12 protein-coding genes are annotated in these 15,257 nt (G+C 70.1%); 6 read left to right on the forward strand and 6 right to left on the reverse strand.

Going from position 1 to position 15,257, the window contains the following annotated elements:
• Positions 1-175: 175 nt before the first annotated feature.
• Positions 176-859, forward strand: a complete 684-nt coding sequence (locus tag ACYVO6_RS42580; protein WP_461071145.1) for an HAD family hydrolase — start codon at positions 176-178, stop codon at positions 857-859.
• Positions 860-1,253: 394 nt separating this feature from the next.
• On the opposite strand, the gene ACYVO6_RS42585 is transcribed toward ACYVO6_RS42580, so the two are convergent.
• Entirely contained in the window at positions 1,254-3,335 is a 2,082-nt protein-coding gene (locus ACYVO6_RS42585; protein ID WP_461071147.1) for an MDR family MFS transporter, read from the reverse strand.
• A 177-nt stretch (positions 3,336-3,512) separates the two neighbouring features.
• Between ACYVO6_RS42585 and ACYVO6_RS42590 the strand changes: the two genes are divergently transcribed.
• Positions 3,513-4,874, forward strand: a complete 1,362-nt coding sequence (locus ACYVO6_RS42590) for a peptidoglycan-binding domain-containing protein (protein WP_461071149.1) — start codon at positions 3,513-3,515, stop codon at positions 4,872-4,874.
• 17 nt (positions 4,875-4,891) lie between these two features.
• Here ACYVO6_RS42590 and ACYVO6_RS42595 read toward each other — a convergent pair whose 3' ends face one another.
• A complete protein-coding gene (locus tag ACYVO6_RS42595; protein ID WP_461071151.1) occupies positions 4,892-5,437 on the reverse strand; it encodes a GNAT family N-acetyltransferase in 546 nt (181 codons plus the stop codon).
• A gap of 134 nt (positions 5,438-5,571) precedes the next feature.
• Here ACYVO6_RS42595 and ACYVO6_RS42600 point away from each other — a divergent pair, with 134 nt between their 5' ends.
• A complete protein-coding gene (locus ACYVO6_RS42600) occupies positions 5,572-6,243 on the forward strand; it encodes a hypothetical protein (protein ID WP_461071153.1) in 672 nt (223 codons plus the stop codon).
• Between the two features lie 368 nt (positions 6,244-6,611).
• Here the strand turns inward: ACYVO6_RS42600 and ACYVO6_RS42605 are convergent, their stop codons facing one another.
• A complete protein-coding gene (locus ACYVO6_RS42605; protein ID WP_461071155.1) occupies positions 6,612-7,010 on the reverse strand; it encodes a DnaJ family domain-containing protein in 399 nt (132 codons plus the stop codon).
• Between the two features lie 126 nt (positions 7,011-7,136).
• On the opposite strand from ACYVO6_RS42605, the gene ACYVO6_RS42610 reads away from it, so the two are divergent.
• Entirely contained in the window at positions 7,137-7,532 is a 396-nt protein-coding gene (locus ACYVO6_RS42610) for a hypothetical protein (protein WP_033320636.1), read from the forward strand.
• Between the two features lie 37 nt (positions 7,533-7,569).
• On the opposite strand, the gene ACYVO6_RS42615 is transcribed toward ACYVO6_RS42610, so the two are convergent.
• Positions 7,570-8,241, reverse strand: coding sequence for an O-methyltransferase (locus ACYVO6_RS42615; protein ID WP_461071157.1), 672 nt, complete (start codon positions 8,239-8,241; stop codon positions 7,570-7,572).
• A gap of 288 nt (positions 8,242-8,529) precedes the next feature.
• Between ACYVO6_RS42615 and ACYVO6_RS42620 the strand changes: the two genes are divergently transcribed.
• On the forward strand, positions 8,530-10,581 hold the full coding sequence (locus ACYVO6_RS42620) for a bifunctional glycosyltransferase 87/phosphatase PAP2 family protein (protein WP_461071159.1): 2,052 nt from the start codon (positions 8,530-8,532) through the stop codon (positions 10,579-10,581).
• Here the strand turns inward: ACYVO6_RS42620 and ACYVO6_RS42625 are convergent.
• Entirely contained in the window at positions 10,535-12,187 is a 1,653-nt protein-coding gene (locus ACYVO6_RS42625) for a hypothetical protein (protein ID WP_461071224.1), read from the reverse strand. The two genes, ACYVO6_RS42620 and ACYVO6_RS42625, sit on opposite strands and share 47 nt — an antisense overlap.
• 265 nt (positions 12,188-12,452) lie before the next feature.
• Positions 12,453-13,688, reverse strand: coding sequence for a cytochrome P450 (locus ACYVO6_RS42630; RefSeq protein ID WP_461071161.1), 1,236 nt, complete (start codon positions 13,686-13,688; stop codon positions 12,453-12,455).
• 312 nt (positions 13,689-14,000) lie between these two features.
• Here ACYVO6_RS42630 and ACYVO6_RS42635 point away from each other — a divergent pair, with 312 nt between their 5' ends.
• Positions 14,001-15,170 carry a steroid 3-ketoacyl-CoA thiolase gene (locus ACYVO6_RS42635; RefSeq protein ID WP_461071163.1) on the forward strand — a complete coding sequence of 390 codons (1,170 nt, stop codon included), beginning with the start codon at positions 14,001-14,003 and terminating at the stop codon, positions 15,168-15,170.
• Positions 15,171-15,257: the final 87 nt, after the last annotated feature.

Consider the following 15,257-nt stretch of genomic DNA (forward strand, 5'->3'; position numbering starts at 1 on the left):
CCTTGTCACGCGAAGTTCCCTGAAACCGGGTCCTCTGAGTGGTGGCGGGATTGCCGACCTGTTTTGTACCGTGGAGGAACAAAGTGGCTCCCGCCCGCTTTCCCTGACCGGTGGGCGGGGCCACCTTGTCCCCGGGGCGCCCTCAGCCCCCTCTCCCACGTTTTGGAGCAAGCCGATGACGGCCACGACCGTGCTGACCGCCCGTGCCCTGCTGCTGGACATGGACGGCACCCTCGTCAACTCCGATGCCGTCGTCGAACGCGTCTGGCACCGGTGGGCCGAGCGGCACGGGCTCGACGGGGGCGAGGTCATGAAGGTCGTTCATGGCCGGCAAGGGCATGCGTCGATGGCTCTGCTGCTGCCTCATCGGCCCATGGAGAAGAACCTCGCGGACAACGAGCGCATGCTGGCCGAGGAGACGGCCGACATGGAGGGCGTTGTCGCGATTCCCGGAGCCGCGGAACTCCTCGCCTCACTGCGGGGATTGGGGTTGCCGCATGCGCTGGTGACCTCTGCGGACGTGCCGTTGTCGACCGCGCGGATGGCTGCCGCCGGGCTACCGCTACCCGACGTCCGGGTCACCGCCGAGTCCGTCGGGGCGAGCAAGCCGGATCCTGAGGGGTTCTTGAAGGGGGCGGCCGAGTTGGGGGTCGCGCCTTCCGAGTGTGTGGTGTTCGAGGACTCGGGGGCGGGGATCGCGGCGGGGCGCTCCGCCGGGATGCGGGTGGTGGGGGTTGGGGCTCGGGCCGGGTTTCATCGGCCGGATGTGGTGGTGCGGGATCTTACGCAGGTGCGGGTGGAGGCTTCCGGCGCCGGAGAGATTCGGGTGCTCGTGGACGCGCATGCCTCCGGCGGTTGAGCGGGGGCGCCTACGGGGTTGGTGGGCTCGGTTCGCTGACGACTGCCGGTCCGTCGTGGCTGGTCGCGCAGTTCCCCGCGCCCCTGAAAAGCAAAGGCCTGCGCCTTCCCGCGGCCAGGGAAAGCCCGCACCCCCGACTGCCCGCAGCTTCCCACCGGCGGGAGGGGCCGCGGGCCGGTGCGTCGTATGCCCGTCGCGTAGGTTCTGTCTCGGCCCACCTGCGCCCTGTGGAAGCGAAGGGCCGTATGCCCTGTTGGCGACGGGCTGACGCACCGGCCCGCGGCCCCGACCCACCCACCGGACCCCAGGGGCGCGGGGCTGTATCGATGTGCGGCTCCGCCGCGTGGGCGCGACCAGCCACCACGCACCCGCACCCGAAAACGAACCCACCCGCTCAACCGCCGGAGGCAACCCGTGGGCGTTCCGCGTCCGAGCCGCACATTTCCGCGTTCAGTTCCTTGATGAGCTGGGCCAGGTCGGTGGGGCGGTCCGGGGTCCACCAGTCGCCGAGCAGTTCGGCGAGGGATTCCTCGCGGGCCTTGGCGAGTTTCTCGGCGACCTCGGCCCCTTCGGCGGTGAGGACCAGGTCGAGGCCCTCGCGTACGGCCAGGCGGCGTTCCTCGACCTGGCGGGACGCCGCGATGATGATGTGCAGGGGGACGGCGCTGTGTTCGGCGAGGACGCCGGGCTCGGCCCAGCCGTAGCGCCGGATGCGCAGCAGCAGCCAACTCGCCGCGGGCAGCAGGTCGTAGCCGGCGCGGGCGGTGATCTTCTCGTAGATCGCGCGCCGCCCCTCGCGAGTGCCGAGCACGGACAGCGCCCGGCACACCTCGTCGTACGAGGAGCGCTCCACCGGATTGCTGGCCAGCGTCTCCGTGACGTCGGGCGCCGTGACCGAGGCCCGAAGCTTGTCCTCGCGCAGGAACCAGGCCAGTACGAAGCCGAGAACGGCGACGGGAGCCGCGTACAGGAAGACGTCCGTGATCGCCGAGGCGTACGACTGCACGGCCGACAGGCGCAGCGCGGAAGGGAGTTCGGCGATGCCGCGCGGATCGCTCTCTAGGGCGTCCGGGGTGATGCCGGGCGGCAGCGGTTGCCCGGCGAGCGCGGTCGTCAGTTTGTCGGCGAGGCGGCTCGCGAAGATCATGCCGAAGATGGCGACGCCGAACGCGGCGCCGATGGACCGGAAGAAGGTGGCGCCGGAGGTGGCGACGCCGAGATCCTCGTACGAGACGGCGTTCTGCACGATCAGCACCAGGACCTGCATGACCAGGCCGAGGCCGAGGCCGAACACAAGGAAGTACGCGCTCATCTCGAACGTGGGGCTGTTCTCGTCGAGTTGGTGGAGCAGGAGCAGGCCGAGTGTCGTCACGCCCGTGCCCGCGATCGGGAACACCTTCCAGCGGCCGGTACGGCTGACGATCTGGCCGGACACGGTCGAGGCGAGCAGCAGGCCGGCCACCATCGGCAGCATGTGCACGCCCGACATGGTGGGCGAGACGCCCTGGACGACCTGCAGGAACGTCGGCAGGTACGTCATCGCGCCGAACATCGCGAAGCCCACGATCAGGCTGATCACGGCGGTGAGGGTGAAGGTGCGGATACGGAAGAGTTTCAGGGGGAGTACGGGCTCGGCGGCCCTCCGTTCGACGGACACGAAGGCCACGGCCAGTACGACGGCCAGTACCGCGAGGCCGATGATCTGCGGCGAGGCCCAGCCCCAGGTGGTGCCGCCGAGCGAGGCGACGAGGACGAGGCAGGTGGCGACGGCCGCGATCAGGAACGTACCGAGATAGTCGATCGTGTGCCGCGTCGTCCGGACCGGGATGCGCAGGACGGTGGCGATGACGGCGAGCGCGACCACGCCGACGGGAAGGTTGACGTAGAAGACCCAGCGCCAGCTCAGATGCTCGGTGAACAGCCCGCCGAGCAGCGGGCCGAGCACACTGGTCGCGCCGAAGACGGCACCGAACAGGCCCTGGTACTTGCCCCGTTCGCGGGGCGGGACGAGGTCGCCGACGATCGCCATCGACAGCACCATCAACCCGCCGCCGCCGAGGCCCTGGAGCGCCCGGAAGCCGATCAACTGGGGCATGTTCTGCGCCATTCCACAGAGCGCGGAGCCGATGAGAAAGATCACAATCGCCGTCTGGAACAGCTTCTTGCGTCCGTACTGGTCACCGAGCTTGCCCCAGAGCGGGGTGGCGGCGGTGGCCGCGAGCAGATACGCCGTGACCACCCAGGACAGATGGTCCAGGCCGCCGAGTTCGCTGACGATGGTCGGCAGCGCGGTCGACACGATCGTCTGGTCCAGCGCCGCGAGCAGCATGCCCAGCAGCAGAGCGCCGATCGAGACGAGGACGCCGCCCCGTACGTATTCCTCACCGGGGGCGCCACGTGTGTGGTCACGGGGCGGTGGCAGGTGGTCCCCGTCCGCCGTCTCGTGGGCGTTCGTGCGGTGCGCTTCCTCGGCCATGCAGACCTCCCGGCCGCGAGGGTCCCTTGGGCCCCCGGTTGTCCTTGCATTGTGGTCGGAGTGACCGGTTATGGCCTGTTGAATCCGCAGAGGAGTTCGAGATTCCGGCGGTAACTGGGAGATGGTGTGGAGGAGGTCTGCATAATCGCTGGAGTTCGTTTGGGGAGGGATCCATACGTGAGTGACCGGAGCGTGCACGTCTGTCCGGAATGCGGGACACCGCGCGAGCCGGGAGGTGCGCCGTCGTGCGCGTGCGCGCAACGGGCGGCGGACGAACTGCTGGAGACCCGGTACGCAGAGACTGCCGCGGCGGAGGACTTCGATCCGTTGCGCATACGGCCCTATGTGGACCTGGAGGCGATCGAGGTCGAGGTCGACCCCGACCTCGGGGTGGGCTCGGGTATGGGGCCTCCGGGGTCGTTAAACGGGGCCAGGTCTTCGCAGGCTGCTGACCCGTTGGTCGAGCCGATGTCCTCGGGGGCGGGCGACGCGCCTGGCGAGCCCGAGGGCTCGGGGGCGGCTGACCCGCTGGTCGAGCCCATGTCCTCGGAGGTGGCTGACCCGCTGGTCGAGCACACGTCCTCGGGGGCGGGCGACCCGTTCGTCGAGCACATGCCCTCGAAAGCAGGGGATGCGCTGGTCGAGCCCGGTGAGCCGGGTGCGCCCGCCGCACCGCCGTGGCCGTCCGAACCGCCCGCGGGGCAGCATCGATCCGGGCAACCGTCGGCGCAGAGCGCGTCCCCGGCGGCCCAGACCTCGCCTCCGACCGCCTCGTATCCGGCGTCTCAGGCGCCTTCGCCCAACGACGCGCCGACGGCCGACCTCCACCTGACGGACCTACACCGGTTCGGGGCACAGGCCCCAGGCCCGGATCCCGTGACCGGCCCCTTGCCGATGCCCGAGCCCGAGCAGCCCGCTCGCAGGGGCGGCCGTCGGCGTCGGCTCGCCTTCGTCGGTACCGCGGTCGGCGCCGTGGTGATGACCGCCGCCGGGTTCGCGAGCGGGCTGTTCTCGTACGACACGCCGTCGCGCGACAGCGCGGGCCCGGGCGACATGCGCGCGAGCATCCCGGACGCGTCCTCACCTGAGCCGTCGTCACCGTCCCCGTCGAAGACGACACCGCCGGCCCAGCCACCCACCTCGGCCCCACCCACCGAGCCGTCCGAACCAGCCACCCCGAGCACCTCCCCACCGACCCAGGAGCCCACGGCCGAGCCCACTCCGCCCCGCGAGACCCCGTCGACACGCCCACCGTCGACCGAGCCCCCCGCCGATTCGGCACCGCCTGACTCCGGCGGAGGCGGCGAGCGCAGCAACCAGCAAGTCCTACGCCCCGGCGACTCCGGCGACGAGGTCACAGAACTCCAACTCCGCCTACGCCAGCTCTTCCTCTACGCAGGCCCGACCACGGGCACGTACGACGACCAGACGGAAAACTCCGTACGGAGCTTCCAGGGCTCGCGAGGCGTCAACGACGAACTGGGCATCTACGGCGAGCCGACGCGAGAAAGCCTGGAATCGGAGACGGACGAACCGTAAGTCCGGCTTCGAACCGCCTAACCAGCGGAGCGCAGCCGCTTGGCAAACCAGTGCTCGGCGTACTCCTCGTCGTTGTACCGCTCGATCTCCACGTACCCGTGCTGCCCGTACATCGCCCGGGCCTCGACGAGGTCATTGCGGGTGTCGAGCACGAGCTGCTCGACGCCGAGCCCGCGCGCAGCCTCCTCGGCCGCCTCGAGCAGCACGGAACCGCCGCCCTTGCCGCGCATTTCCTTCCGTACGAACATCCGCTTGAGCTCGCCCATGCCCGCGATGGGGGTCCCCCCGCGCATGAGCAGGCGCACGCCCACCGTGCCGGCCGGCTCGCCGTCGTACCGGGCGAGCAGTAACACCCCGGTGGGCGGGACGAGTTCGGCCCCCGTTTCGGCGGCGATCTCACGCTCCAGCTCGGCCGGGTCGGTGGCGTGCCCCTCGTGGAGCAGATACCAGCGGTCGCTGACCTCCGTGTAGTAGGCCCGCCAGAGGGCAGCCGCAGCGGGCGAGTCGAAGGGCTCGGGGGCGACGCTCCAGGACGTCTCGGTACGAGTGCTCATGGCGGGCATTGTCGGTACGTACGGTCCGCCGTCCGCAAGCCAATTACCGGAGCCCCGGCCCCCGGCCGAGTCGTTTGGCCGGCGTTCTGAGGGCAACTCGGGCAGGGAGCCGGCCCCAACGGGCCGAAACCGGAAGGTATTCCATGTCCACAGGCGTGATCATCGTTCTGATCGTGGTCGCGGCGATCATCATCGGCGCGGTCGTCTGGCTCGCCATGTCCCGCGGAGCGGGCGGCGGCGGGCGGAATCTGCGGCGGCGCTTCGGGCCCGAGTACGACCGGGCCGTCGCCCAGCACGACGGCGACGCCAAGGCTGCCGAACGCGAGCTCACGGACCGGGTGAAGCGGCACGGTTCGCTGCGCAGGCAGCCGCTGGAGCCCGCGGAGCGGTACGAGGCGCGCTGGGCCGCCGCCCAGGAGCGGTTCGTCGACTCGCCGCGGGAGGCCGTGTCCGAGGCGGACCGGCTGCTCGGCGAACTGGCCGGCGCCCGCGGTTTCCCCGACGGCGACCGCTACGACGAGCAGCTCGCCGCACTCTCCGTGCACCACGCACCCCACGTCCACGGCTACCGGCGTATCCACCGGGCCGCACACGCGCCCCTCGCCGACGGCGACGAGAGCCGCACCGGTACGGAGGAACTCCGTGAGGCCATGATCGAGGCCCGCGCCCTCTTCGACGACCTGGTGACACCGGGCCGCGAGGACACGACCCAGCACCGCGCGGGCGACGAGCCCGCCCCCACCCGCTCCGACCGTCTCGGCGAACGCCTGCACACGCCATGGGCATTCAACAGGCGCCACGCGAAGGGGAGTTGAGGCCGACGGTTGAGCGGGGCGCCTACGGGGAGGGTGAGTTCGGTTCGCTGGCGAGTGCGGGTTCGTTGTGGCTGGTCGCGCAGTTCCCCGCGCCCCTAAGGGGCGCGTCCCTGGAGCCGTCAGCCACAACGGACCCGTCACTTGCCCACCGGCGGGAGGGGCCGTGGGCCGGTGCGTCGTATGCCCGTCGCGTAGGTTCGGTCTCGGAGAACCAGGACCGTGTACCAGGCCAGGGCCGTACGCCCGGCCTGCGACGGGCTGACGCACCGGCCCACGGCCCCGCACCCCCCACCCACCCAGGGGCGCGGGGAACGGCGCGACCAGCCACAACGAACCCGCACCCAAAAACCGCACAACCAGCGGAGCGCCTAGCGGCGCTCCCGCCACTCCCGCACGACCTCCTCGACGTCATACGGCTTCAACCCCAACGGCGGCCCCGGCGGCGGCTTGAACATCACGTCGCGGATCTTCACGTTGATCGCCGTGATGATCTCCCGAACCACCCGCTCGGAAGGGGCGTCCAACGCCCGCGCAAGCTCGTCCTCCGCCTCCTTGCGCAACGCCAGCGTCGGCGGCAGCACGGACAGCCCCTCGCGGGCCATCTTCTGCTTGATCCACCACAGTTCGTCATACGTGGTGTCGCTGTCGCCAGGCAGCGGCTTCCCCGCACCGGGGAGTTGATCGAACTCCCCACGCGCCTCCGCCTCGCGAATCTGCTTGTCGATCCAGGACTCGAAGCTGACACCGGGAGGTTTTCGCTCGGTCATGTAGCCCAGTGTGCCGGACGGCACGTCACCCGGGCGATCTATCATTCGGCCGCGATACGTCGTCGCCGGTGCGCCACCATGTTCCGGTGCCGAACCATTGGATTTGCGGGAACCGAAGGAGCGCACGTGCTCGAGCTCACCATGGCCACGGTGTCGGAGGCGGACGCGGGTGCCACGGCCGGGATGCAGATGGCCGACTCGCCCAGCGAACCGGGTGCCGTGCTGCGGGTGGGGCGGGACCGGGGCTTCTGCCGCCTCGCGACGCCCGACGACTGGCTGTTCGTCTCGCGGGTGCACCTGGAGTTCCTGTGCGGGCCCGACGGGACGTGGCAGGTGACGTGGCTGCGGGGCTCGCACGCCGATCCGTCGTCCGAGGTGCGGCTCGTGCTGGTCGGCGGGACCCCGCAGCCCCTGCCGTACGGCGGGACGGCGAAGCTGCCCCGGAACGGTTCCGGTGAACTGGTCATCCAGGACCGCACCGCCCCGCGCAGCGTGAACGTGGGCTTCTACCACGAGGCCTGAGGCCGGGCGGCGTAAGTCCGGATGGCTGACGGGCGGCCTACGGCAGTACGCGCGCCAGCGCGAAGCCGTCGTACCCCTTCACACCCACCGTCTGGATCGCCGTGGCGTCCAGCTTCGGGTGGGAGGCGAAGAGTTCGAGGGCCGCGCGGGTGCCTCGGATGCTCGGGTCGTCGCCGGTGGCGTCGGTGACGGCGCCGCCGCGTACGACGTTGTCGAGGACGATCAGGCTGCCGGGGCGGGTGAGTTTGACGGCCCACTCGACGTAGTGCGGGTTGTTCACCTTGTCCGCGTCGATGAAGACCAGGTCGAACGGAGCGGGGTCCTCGTCGGCCAGTTTCGGCAGCGAGTCCAGGGCAGGACCCACGCGTACCTCGGTGATCTTGTCGAGGCCGGCCCGGGCGAGGTTGCGGCGGGCCACCTCCGCGTGCTTCTCGGCGTACTCGAGGCTGATCAGCCGGCCGTCCGCCGGGAGGGCGCGGCCCAGCCAGATGGTGCTGTAGCCGCCGAGGGTGCCGATCTCCAGGATGCGGCGGGCGCCCTGGATCACGGCGAGCAGGTGCAGCAGCTTGCCGTGGGTCGGGGCGACGTTGATGTGCGGCAGTCCGGCGGCGTCGCTGTCGCGCAGCGCGGCGGCCAGGGCGTCGTCGGGCGGGGCGAGGAGAGCGGTGAAGTAGTCGTCCACGTCGTTCCAGAGCCGTGGCTCGGTCATACACCATGCCTTTCGTCCGGCTAGTTAGAGGAGCTAACTAGTCCGCCGTCGAGAATATAGCCCGTCACCACCGGACCGGCCCGTCGGTGACGCACCCGGCGGGATGCCACCGGTGCGGTCGCGCCACACCTTCTTCCGGACAAAAGATGGAAGGACGTCAGGTAAAGCGGGGGTTGCCTGCGTCCCTCCGTGGGGGTAGTGCGAGCCTCATAGGGTTCGCACATTGAAAACGAACAGATGACACCCACGGGACACGGGTGACCAACGGGGCGGGAGGGCCGACGGGGCGTGGCGAATGTGGAGCACGGCGGGCGACCAGGTGATGCCTTCGCGGCGGGAGCCGCGGGCACGGCGAAGGCACGGCTGGGCATGGTGCGCGCGGCCCTGTGGCTGGTAGCCGCCGTACTGGCGGTACGGCAGGTCACCGTCGTCCTGAGCACGCCGAAGGGGGAACGCCTGACGGATCTGGAGACCTGGGTCGGCCCGGGCGGCGTGCTGCATGTGAACGGATCCTTGTACGACTCGACGCGCTTCACGGGCACGCCGTTCGGCGGACTCGTCCTCAAACCGCTCACCCGCGCGGCCGAGCAGGCCCTCGGCTGGGGCTGGACCTTCGGCACACTGCTGCTGGTCGTCGCGCTCGGTCTGGTCGCGGCCCGTGCCCTGCCGCAGCCCGTGAGCAGACGCACGGCCCTGCTCGCCGCGCCCGTGGCGATCAGCCTGCTGATGCTGTCCCTGCCGGTGCGCAACACGCTGTATCTGGGCCAGACCAGCATCATCCCGGTGCTGTTGGTGCTGCTCGGCTGTTTCGCGGTCCGGGGGGAGCGGACCAGCGGGCTGCTGATCGGCGTCGCCGCAGCCCTCCAGCCGACCGTGCTGCTCTTCGCGCCGCTGCTGTGGTTCACCGGCCGCCGCCGGGCCGCGCTCTCCACCGGCGTCACCTTCGCCGGGTGCACGGCGCTGGCCTGGGCGGCGATGCCGCACGACTCGTACACGTACTGGGTGCACCACCTGGCCGGAGTCGGTCTCGGCCGGCGCGCCGACGACCTCGCCAACCAGTCACTGCACGGCGCGCTGCTGCGGTTCGGCCTCGAAGGGCCGCTGGAGATCGCGCTCTTCCTCGCCCTGGGCGCGGCCGTCGCCGTCCTCGGCCTGCGCCGCGCCGTGCGCTACGCGCGCGACGGGCAGCTGCTGCTCGCCGTCGCGGTGACCGGCTGCGTCGCGATCGTGGTGTCGCCCACCACCTGGCAGCACCAGCTGCTGTGGGTACTGCTCGCGCTGGTCGGCCGGGTCGGCAAGAAGGCCTCGGACCGGTACGTATGGCCGGTCGCCGTCGTCCTGGTGATGACGCTCCCGGCGAAGATGATGCTGCCGAACATGCCGGTGCTCCACCCGCTGCGTGACAACGTCGTCCTGCTCGCCGCGCTCACCGCCGCCTGCGCCGTTCCGTTCCTGTCCCGCACTTCGCCGCACTACCAGGTCCCGATCCCCACGCAGTACGCGCCACCGGTCGAGGCACGCTGGAAACGCGTACCCCTGCTGCCGTTCCTGCGCCGGGTCCTCAGCCGCCCGAACCTGCTCCTTGAACTGCTGCTGATCCGCGTCGGCTACTCCGCGTACCAGCAGGTCAGGCTGGAGGCGCACGGCGGCTCCAACGAGGCGGCCCGGGCCACCGCCGAGCAGCACGGCGAGCAGATCCTGGCGATCGAGAAGTTCCTGTTCATGGACGTCGAGCACTGGGTCAACCACGCGGTGGTGAACGTCGACTGGCTGCGGGCGTTCTTCGACTTCTACTACACGTCGTTCCACTTCGTGGTGCCGCTCAGCGTCCTCGGCGTCCTCTACGTGCGCCGTCCCGCCGAGTACCGCTGGGCCCGCTCGGCACTCGGTTTCGCGACGGTCCTCGCGCTGCTCGGCTTCTGGCTCTATCCGCTGGCCCCGCCGCGCCTGATGCCGGGCCTCGGCTATATCGACACCGTGCACGGCGTGCAGGACTTCTCTCAGCCGGACTACGGGACGCTGACCGCGCTCACGAACCAGTACGCGGCGATGCCCTCGCTGCACTTCGGCTGGTCGCTGTGGTGCGGTCTGGTGATCGCGATCCTCGCGCCGAAATGGTGGATGAAGGCGCTCGGTCTCCTGCATCCGCTGTTCACGGTCTCGGCGATCGTGGCGACCGCCAACCACTGGGTGCTGGACGCGGCCGGCGGCGCGGCCGTCGTCGGCACCGGCTTCGCGCTGACCTACCTGCTCCAGGGACCCCGGGGCAGCTCGCGCGGCAAGCCCGCCGAGGTCAGCATCGCGGAGCCGGACCAGGCGAAGGACCGTACCCCGAGCTGATCCGGAACACGCCCGGCTCGGTCACCGTCAGCCGCGTGAACTCGCCCCGCTTCTCCAGGCAGCCGCCCTCGGCGTACAGCCACGGCGAGTAGGCGACGCGCACGGTGACCGAGCCGGGCCTCGGCATCCGTACGACGACCTCGGCGCTGGAGGCCCGCAGGACGGAGCCGGGCGACGACACCATGGGCACCGCGTCGCGCACCCGGTACACCTGCCAGTGCGCGTCCTGCCAGACCGGCTCCAGCCAGGCGGGCCGGCTCCTGACCAGGCGCGCCTCGTCCTCGGCGAAGCCGTCCGGCTTCCCGGCGGGCAGCACGACGAAGCCGACGGCCCAGCGGTCCAGCCAGGCCCGGTACGTGGTCTCCGAGAACGTTCCGTCGTAGAAGAGCCGCCCGCGCTCGATGTCCAGCTGCCGGTTCCAGCCGCGGGCGAGGTTCACATGCGGGGCGAGCGCGGTGGCCTCGCGGTGGTTGCGGGCCGGGACCACCTCGACCCGGGTGCGCTCGGCGCCGAGCCGGTCCAGGGCGCGGACGACATCGCGCGTGTCGGCGGCCCAGGCGGGCACGCTGGTGGACACCCGCAGATCGTCGGCGGTCTTCGTGCCCACCCAGGCCACGGAGAAGACCAGCGTCGCGGTGAGGGCGAGACGTCTGTATCTCTGTCCCTTCCGCCCCTTCTGCGCGAGCAGCGCGGCCAGCAGGGCGGTGGGTGCGAACAGCTCGGCCAGCCGCTCCACGTTCGTGCCGATCGGCGAGGGGATGAGATACGTCAGCACCGTCCCGGCCGCGTACACCAGAGCACCCCACCGCAGCACCCACCAGCGGCGCGGAGCGAAGACCAGCAGCACGACACCGAACAGGACGGGCGGCCAGATCCGGGCAGCGGGCATCAACTGCTCGCCCTTGAACGGGAACAGCAGCGTGGTCACCGCGACCACCACGAACGGCGGCGCGATGAGAGCGGCGGCCCGCCCCCAGTCCCGTACGAGGACGTAACCGGCCCCCGCCACCACCAGGAACAGCCCCGCCACCGGGCTCGCCATGGTCGCCAGCACCGCGTACGCCACCGCCAGCGGCAGCCGCCGCTCCCGCGTGAGCGGCACCAGGGCCGCGAGCCCGAAGGCGACGCCGAGCGCGAAGGTCGTACGGCCGGACGCGACGTTGCACCACAGCGCGAGCGACGCGAGCAGCGCGGGGCCGAGGGGACGGCGGATCCCTGTACGCACGAGCAGCACCGCGGCCAGCCAGGTGGCGAGCAGCCCGGCGACGACCGTGATCGTGCGCACACCGAAGGTGGCCATCAGGTACGGGGAGATCAGGCTGTAGTTGGCGGTGTGCATCCCGCCGTACCAGAAGAGGCTGTACGCCGAGTCCCCGTGCCGCGACACGAACTGGGCCCACGCCTCCTGCGCCGCGAGATCCCCGCCACCGGTGGCGAGGAACACCCACCACACCACGTACAGCGGAACCGTCGGGAGCGTGGCGAGCAGCGGCACACGATGCCGCCGGTAGAACCCTTTGAACTCCCGGAACAGCTCCTTCCGCGTACCGGCGGCCGGTTCGGCCGGACGGGCGGGGGACAGCTCGGCGGCAGAGACCACGGTCAGCGTTTCCGTTCGGAGTCTTCGAGGCTGTGTGCTTGCTGTGTCAGGTGCGAAGACGTGCTTTCGAACGAAAACGTTCACTGATTCCCGACTGGTGGCCCGGGAGGCTCGCACTCACGAGCCATGCAACGACACGGAGCGGACTCCGGTCACTCCAATTTCCGCGTTCAGGGGATGTCGCCTTTCCGGCCCACGTCGACGCGGTGGCAGGAGGCGGGGGCGGGGCGTAGGAGGATGCCCCCGCCTCCTGATCTGCGAGACCCGTGGGTCAACTGGCGCTGACCTGGAGTTCCTTGACACCGTTCAGCCAGGCGGAGCGCAGCCGGCGGGGGTCGCCGACGAGGCGGAGGTCGGGCATGGCGTCGGCGATGGCGTTGAAGATGAGGTCGATCTCGAGGGTGGCCAGGGACTTGCCGAGGCAGTAGTGCGGGCCGCCGCCACCAAAACCGAGATGGGGGTTGGGGTCGCGAGTGATGTCGAGGACCTCCGGGGAGTCGAAGACGGCAGGGTCGTTGTTCGCGGAGGAGTAGAAGATGCCTACGCGGTCGCCCTTCTTGATCCGCTGGCCGCCCAGTTCGGTGTCCTGGGTCGCGGTGCGCTGGAAGGAGACGACGGGGGTCGCCCAGCGGACCAGCTCCTCGGCCGTGGTCGAAGGGCGTTCCCTCTTGTAGAGGTCCCACTGGTCGGGGTGGGTGAGGAGCGCATGCATGCCGTGCGTGATCGCGTTACGGGTCGTCTCGTTGCCCGCGACGGCCAGCATGAGTACGAAGAAGCCGAACTCGTCCGAGGTGAGGTTGCCCTGGTCCTCGGCCGCCACCAGCTGCGTGACGATGTCCTTGGCGGGGCACTGTTTGCGGTCGGCGGCCATGTTCATGGCGTACGAGATGAGTTCGGTGGCCGACTCCTGGCCGACCTCCTCGGTGATCGCGTACTCGGGATCGTCGTACGAGATCATCTTGTTGGACCAGTCGAAGATCTTGAGGCGGTCCTCCTGCGGGATGCCGATGAGCTCGGCTATCGCCTGGAGGGGGAGTTCGCAGGCGACCTGGGTGACGAAGTCGAACGGGCCGGTCTGCGCGAGGGCTTCCTGGACGATCGAGTGGGCGCGGCGGCGCAGCGTGTCCTCCAGCGCGCGGATCGCGCGCGGGGTGAAGCCGCGCTGCACGATGCCGCGGACGCGGGTGTGCTCGGGCGGGTCCATGTTGAGCAGGATCAGCCGCTGGACCTCGATGGCGTCGCGCGGGATGTGCTCGTTGAAGCGGATGATCGCGGTGTTGAGCCAGGAGGAGAAGAGCTCGGGGTGCGTGGAGACGTACTTGACGTCAGCGTGCCGCGTGACGGCCCAGTAACCCTCGTCCTCGAAGCCCGCGATACCGGGCTGCTGGGGGATCCAGTGGACCGGTTCGGCCTGACGCAGCTCGGCGAACTCCGGGAGAGGTACGCGGTGGTGCAGCAGATCGGGATCGGTGAAATCGAACCCGTCGGGCAGCGCTGGACAGGGCATCGGCAACTCCGGGTCGTGCGACGGTCGGGTTCTGGAGGTCTGAAGCTCCAGAGGTCTGAAGGTCTGGGGTTCTGGAGGTCTGAAGCTCGGGGCGAGCGAGGTTCTGACGGCCCATCAGGAACTGCGAATTGCCGTGAAGGTAGTAACGGGTTCTAGAAGTAGCAAGAGGCACGACAGGGCTAATTGCGTGCGGAGTTCGTGCAGATCGCGACTTCGGAGCGTGCAAGACCCTTGCGGTGCCGGGTGTCCGCTCAGCAGACTGCACTGAGAACTAGTACGCGTTCTAGTTCGGCGCGAGGAAGGGGCGAGAGCATGGTCGCGGAACCCGTCATCGTCGAAGCCGTACGCACTCCGATCGGCAAGCGCGGTGGCGCGCTCGCCAATCTGCATCCCGCCTATCTCCTGGGCGAGACCTACCGTGAACTGCTGGGCCGTACGAACATCCCCGCCGACTGCGTCGAGCAGATCGTCGGCGGCGCCGTCACCCACGCCGGCGAACAGTCCGGCAACCCCGCCCGTACCGCGTGGCTCGCCATGGGCCTGCCCTACGAGACGGCCGCGACGACCGTGAACGCCCAGTGCGGCTCCTCGCAGCAGGCCTCGCACATGGTCGCCAACATGATCGCCGCCGGGGTCGTGGACGTCGGGATCAGCTGTGGCGTCGAGGCCATGTCCCGGGTGCCGCTCGGCTCGGCCTCCAAGCACGGGCCTGGAAAGCCGACGCCCGACGAGTGGAACGTAGACCTCCCGAACCAGTTCGAGGCGGCCGAACGCATCGCCCGCCACCGTGGCCTCACCCGCGAGAACGTCGACTCGCTCGGCCTCATCTCACAGGAGCGGGCCGCGAACGCCTGGTCGGAGGAGCGCTTCAAGCGGGAGACGTTCGCCGTCCAGGTCCCGACCACGGAGGACGAGCAGCGGGCCGGTCAGGGAATGTGGCGGCTCGTCGACCGGGACGAGGGCTTGCGGGACACGTCCATGGAGGCACTGGCCGGCCTGAAGCCGATCATGCCGACGGCGGTCCATACGGCGGGGAACTCGTCGCAGATCTCCGACGGCGCCTCGGCCCTGATGTGGGCGTCCAAGCGGATGGCGCGGGCGCTGAAACTCCGCCCGCGGGCGCGGATCGTCGCCCAGGCACTGGTGGGCTCGGACCCGCACTTCCACCTGGACGGGCCGATCGACGCGACGCGCGCCGTGCTCGGCAAGGCGGGCATGACCCTGAAGGACATCGACGTCGTCGAGATCAACGAGGCGTTCGCTTCAGTGGTGTTGAGCTGGGCGCAGGTCTTCGAGCAGGACCTGGAGAAGGTGAACGTCAACGGCGGGGCTATTGCGCTGGGGCATCCGGTGGGTGCGACGGGGGCGCGGCTCATCACGACCGCGTTGCATGAACTGGAGCGCAGGGACAAGGAGTTCGCGCTGGTGACGATGTGCGCGGGTGGGGCGCTGGCCACCGGGACGATCATTCAGCGGCTGTAGTCACCTCGTCGGCGGCACCGATGAGTTTCTCCTGCCGCTGCCGTCATAGCTTCATAGCTGTCGTCGGGTATGAGGCTGATGTGTTCG

This window comes from Streptomyces pseudoechinosporeus, assembly GCF_054783935.1.

Coding starts and splice junctions, on each gene's coding strand:
- ACYVO6_RS42580 (WP_461071145.1), top strand. CDS start 176: ATGACGGCCACGACCGTGCTGACCGCCCGTGCCCTGCTGCTGGACATG.
- ACYVO6_RS42585 (WP_461071147.1), bottom strand. CDS start 3,335: ATGGCCGAGGAAGCGCACCGCACGAACGCCCACGAGACGGCGGACGGG.
- ACYVO6_RS42595 (WP_461071151.1), bottom strand. CDS start 5,437: ATGCCCGCCATGAGCACTCGTACCGAGACGTCCTGGAGCGTCGCCCCC.
- ACYVO6_RS42600 (WP_461071153.1), top strand. CDS start 5,572: ATGTCCACAGGCGTGATCATCGTTCTGATCGTGGTCGCGGCGATCATC.
- ACYVO6_RS42605 (WP_461071155.1), bottom strand. CDS start 7,010: ATGACCGAGCGAAAACCTCCCGGTGTCAGCTTCGAGTCCTGGATCGAC.
- ACYVO6_RS42615 (WP_461071157.1), bottom strand. CDS start 8,241: ATGACCGAGCCACGGCTCTGGAACGACGTGGACGACTACTTCACCGCT.
- ACYVO6_RS42630 (WP_461071161.1), bottom strand. CDS start 13,688: ATGCCCTGTCCAGCGCTGCCCGACGGGTTCGATTTCACCGATCCCGAT.
- ACYVO6_RS42635 (WP_461071163.1), top strand. CDS start 14,001: ATGGTCGCGGAACCCGTCATCGTCGAAGCCGTACGCACTCCGATCGGC.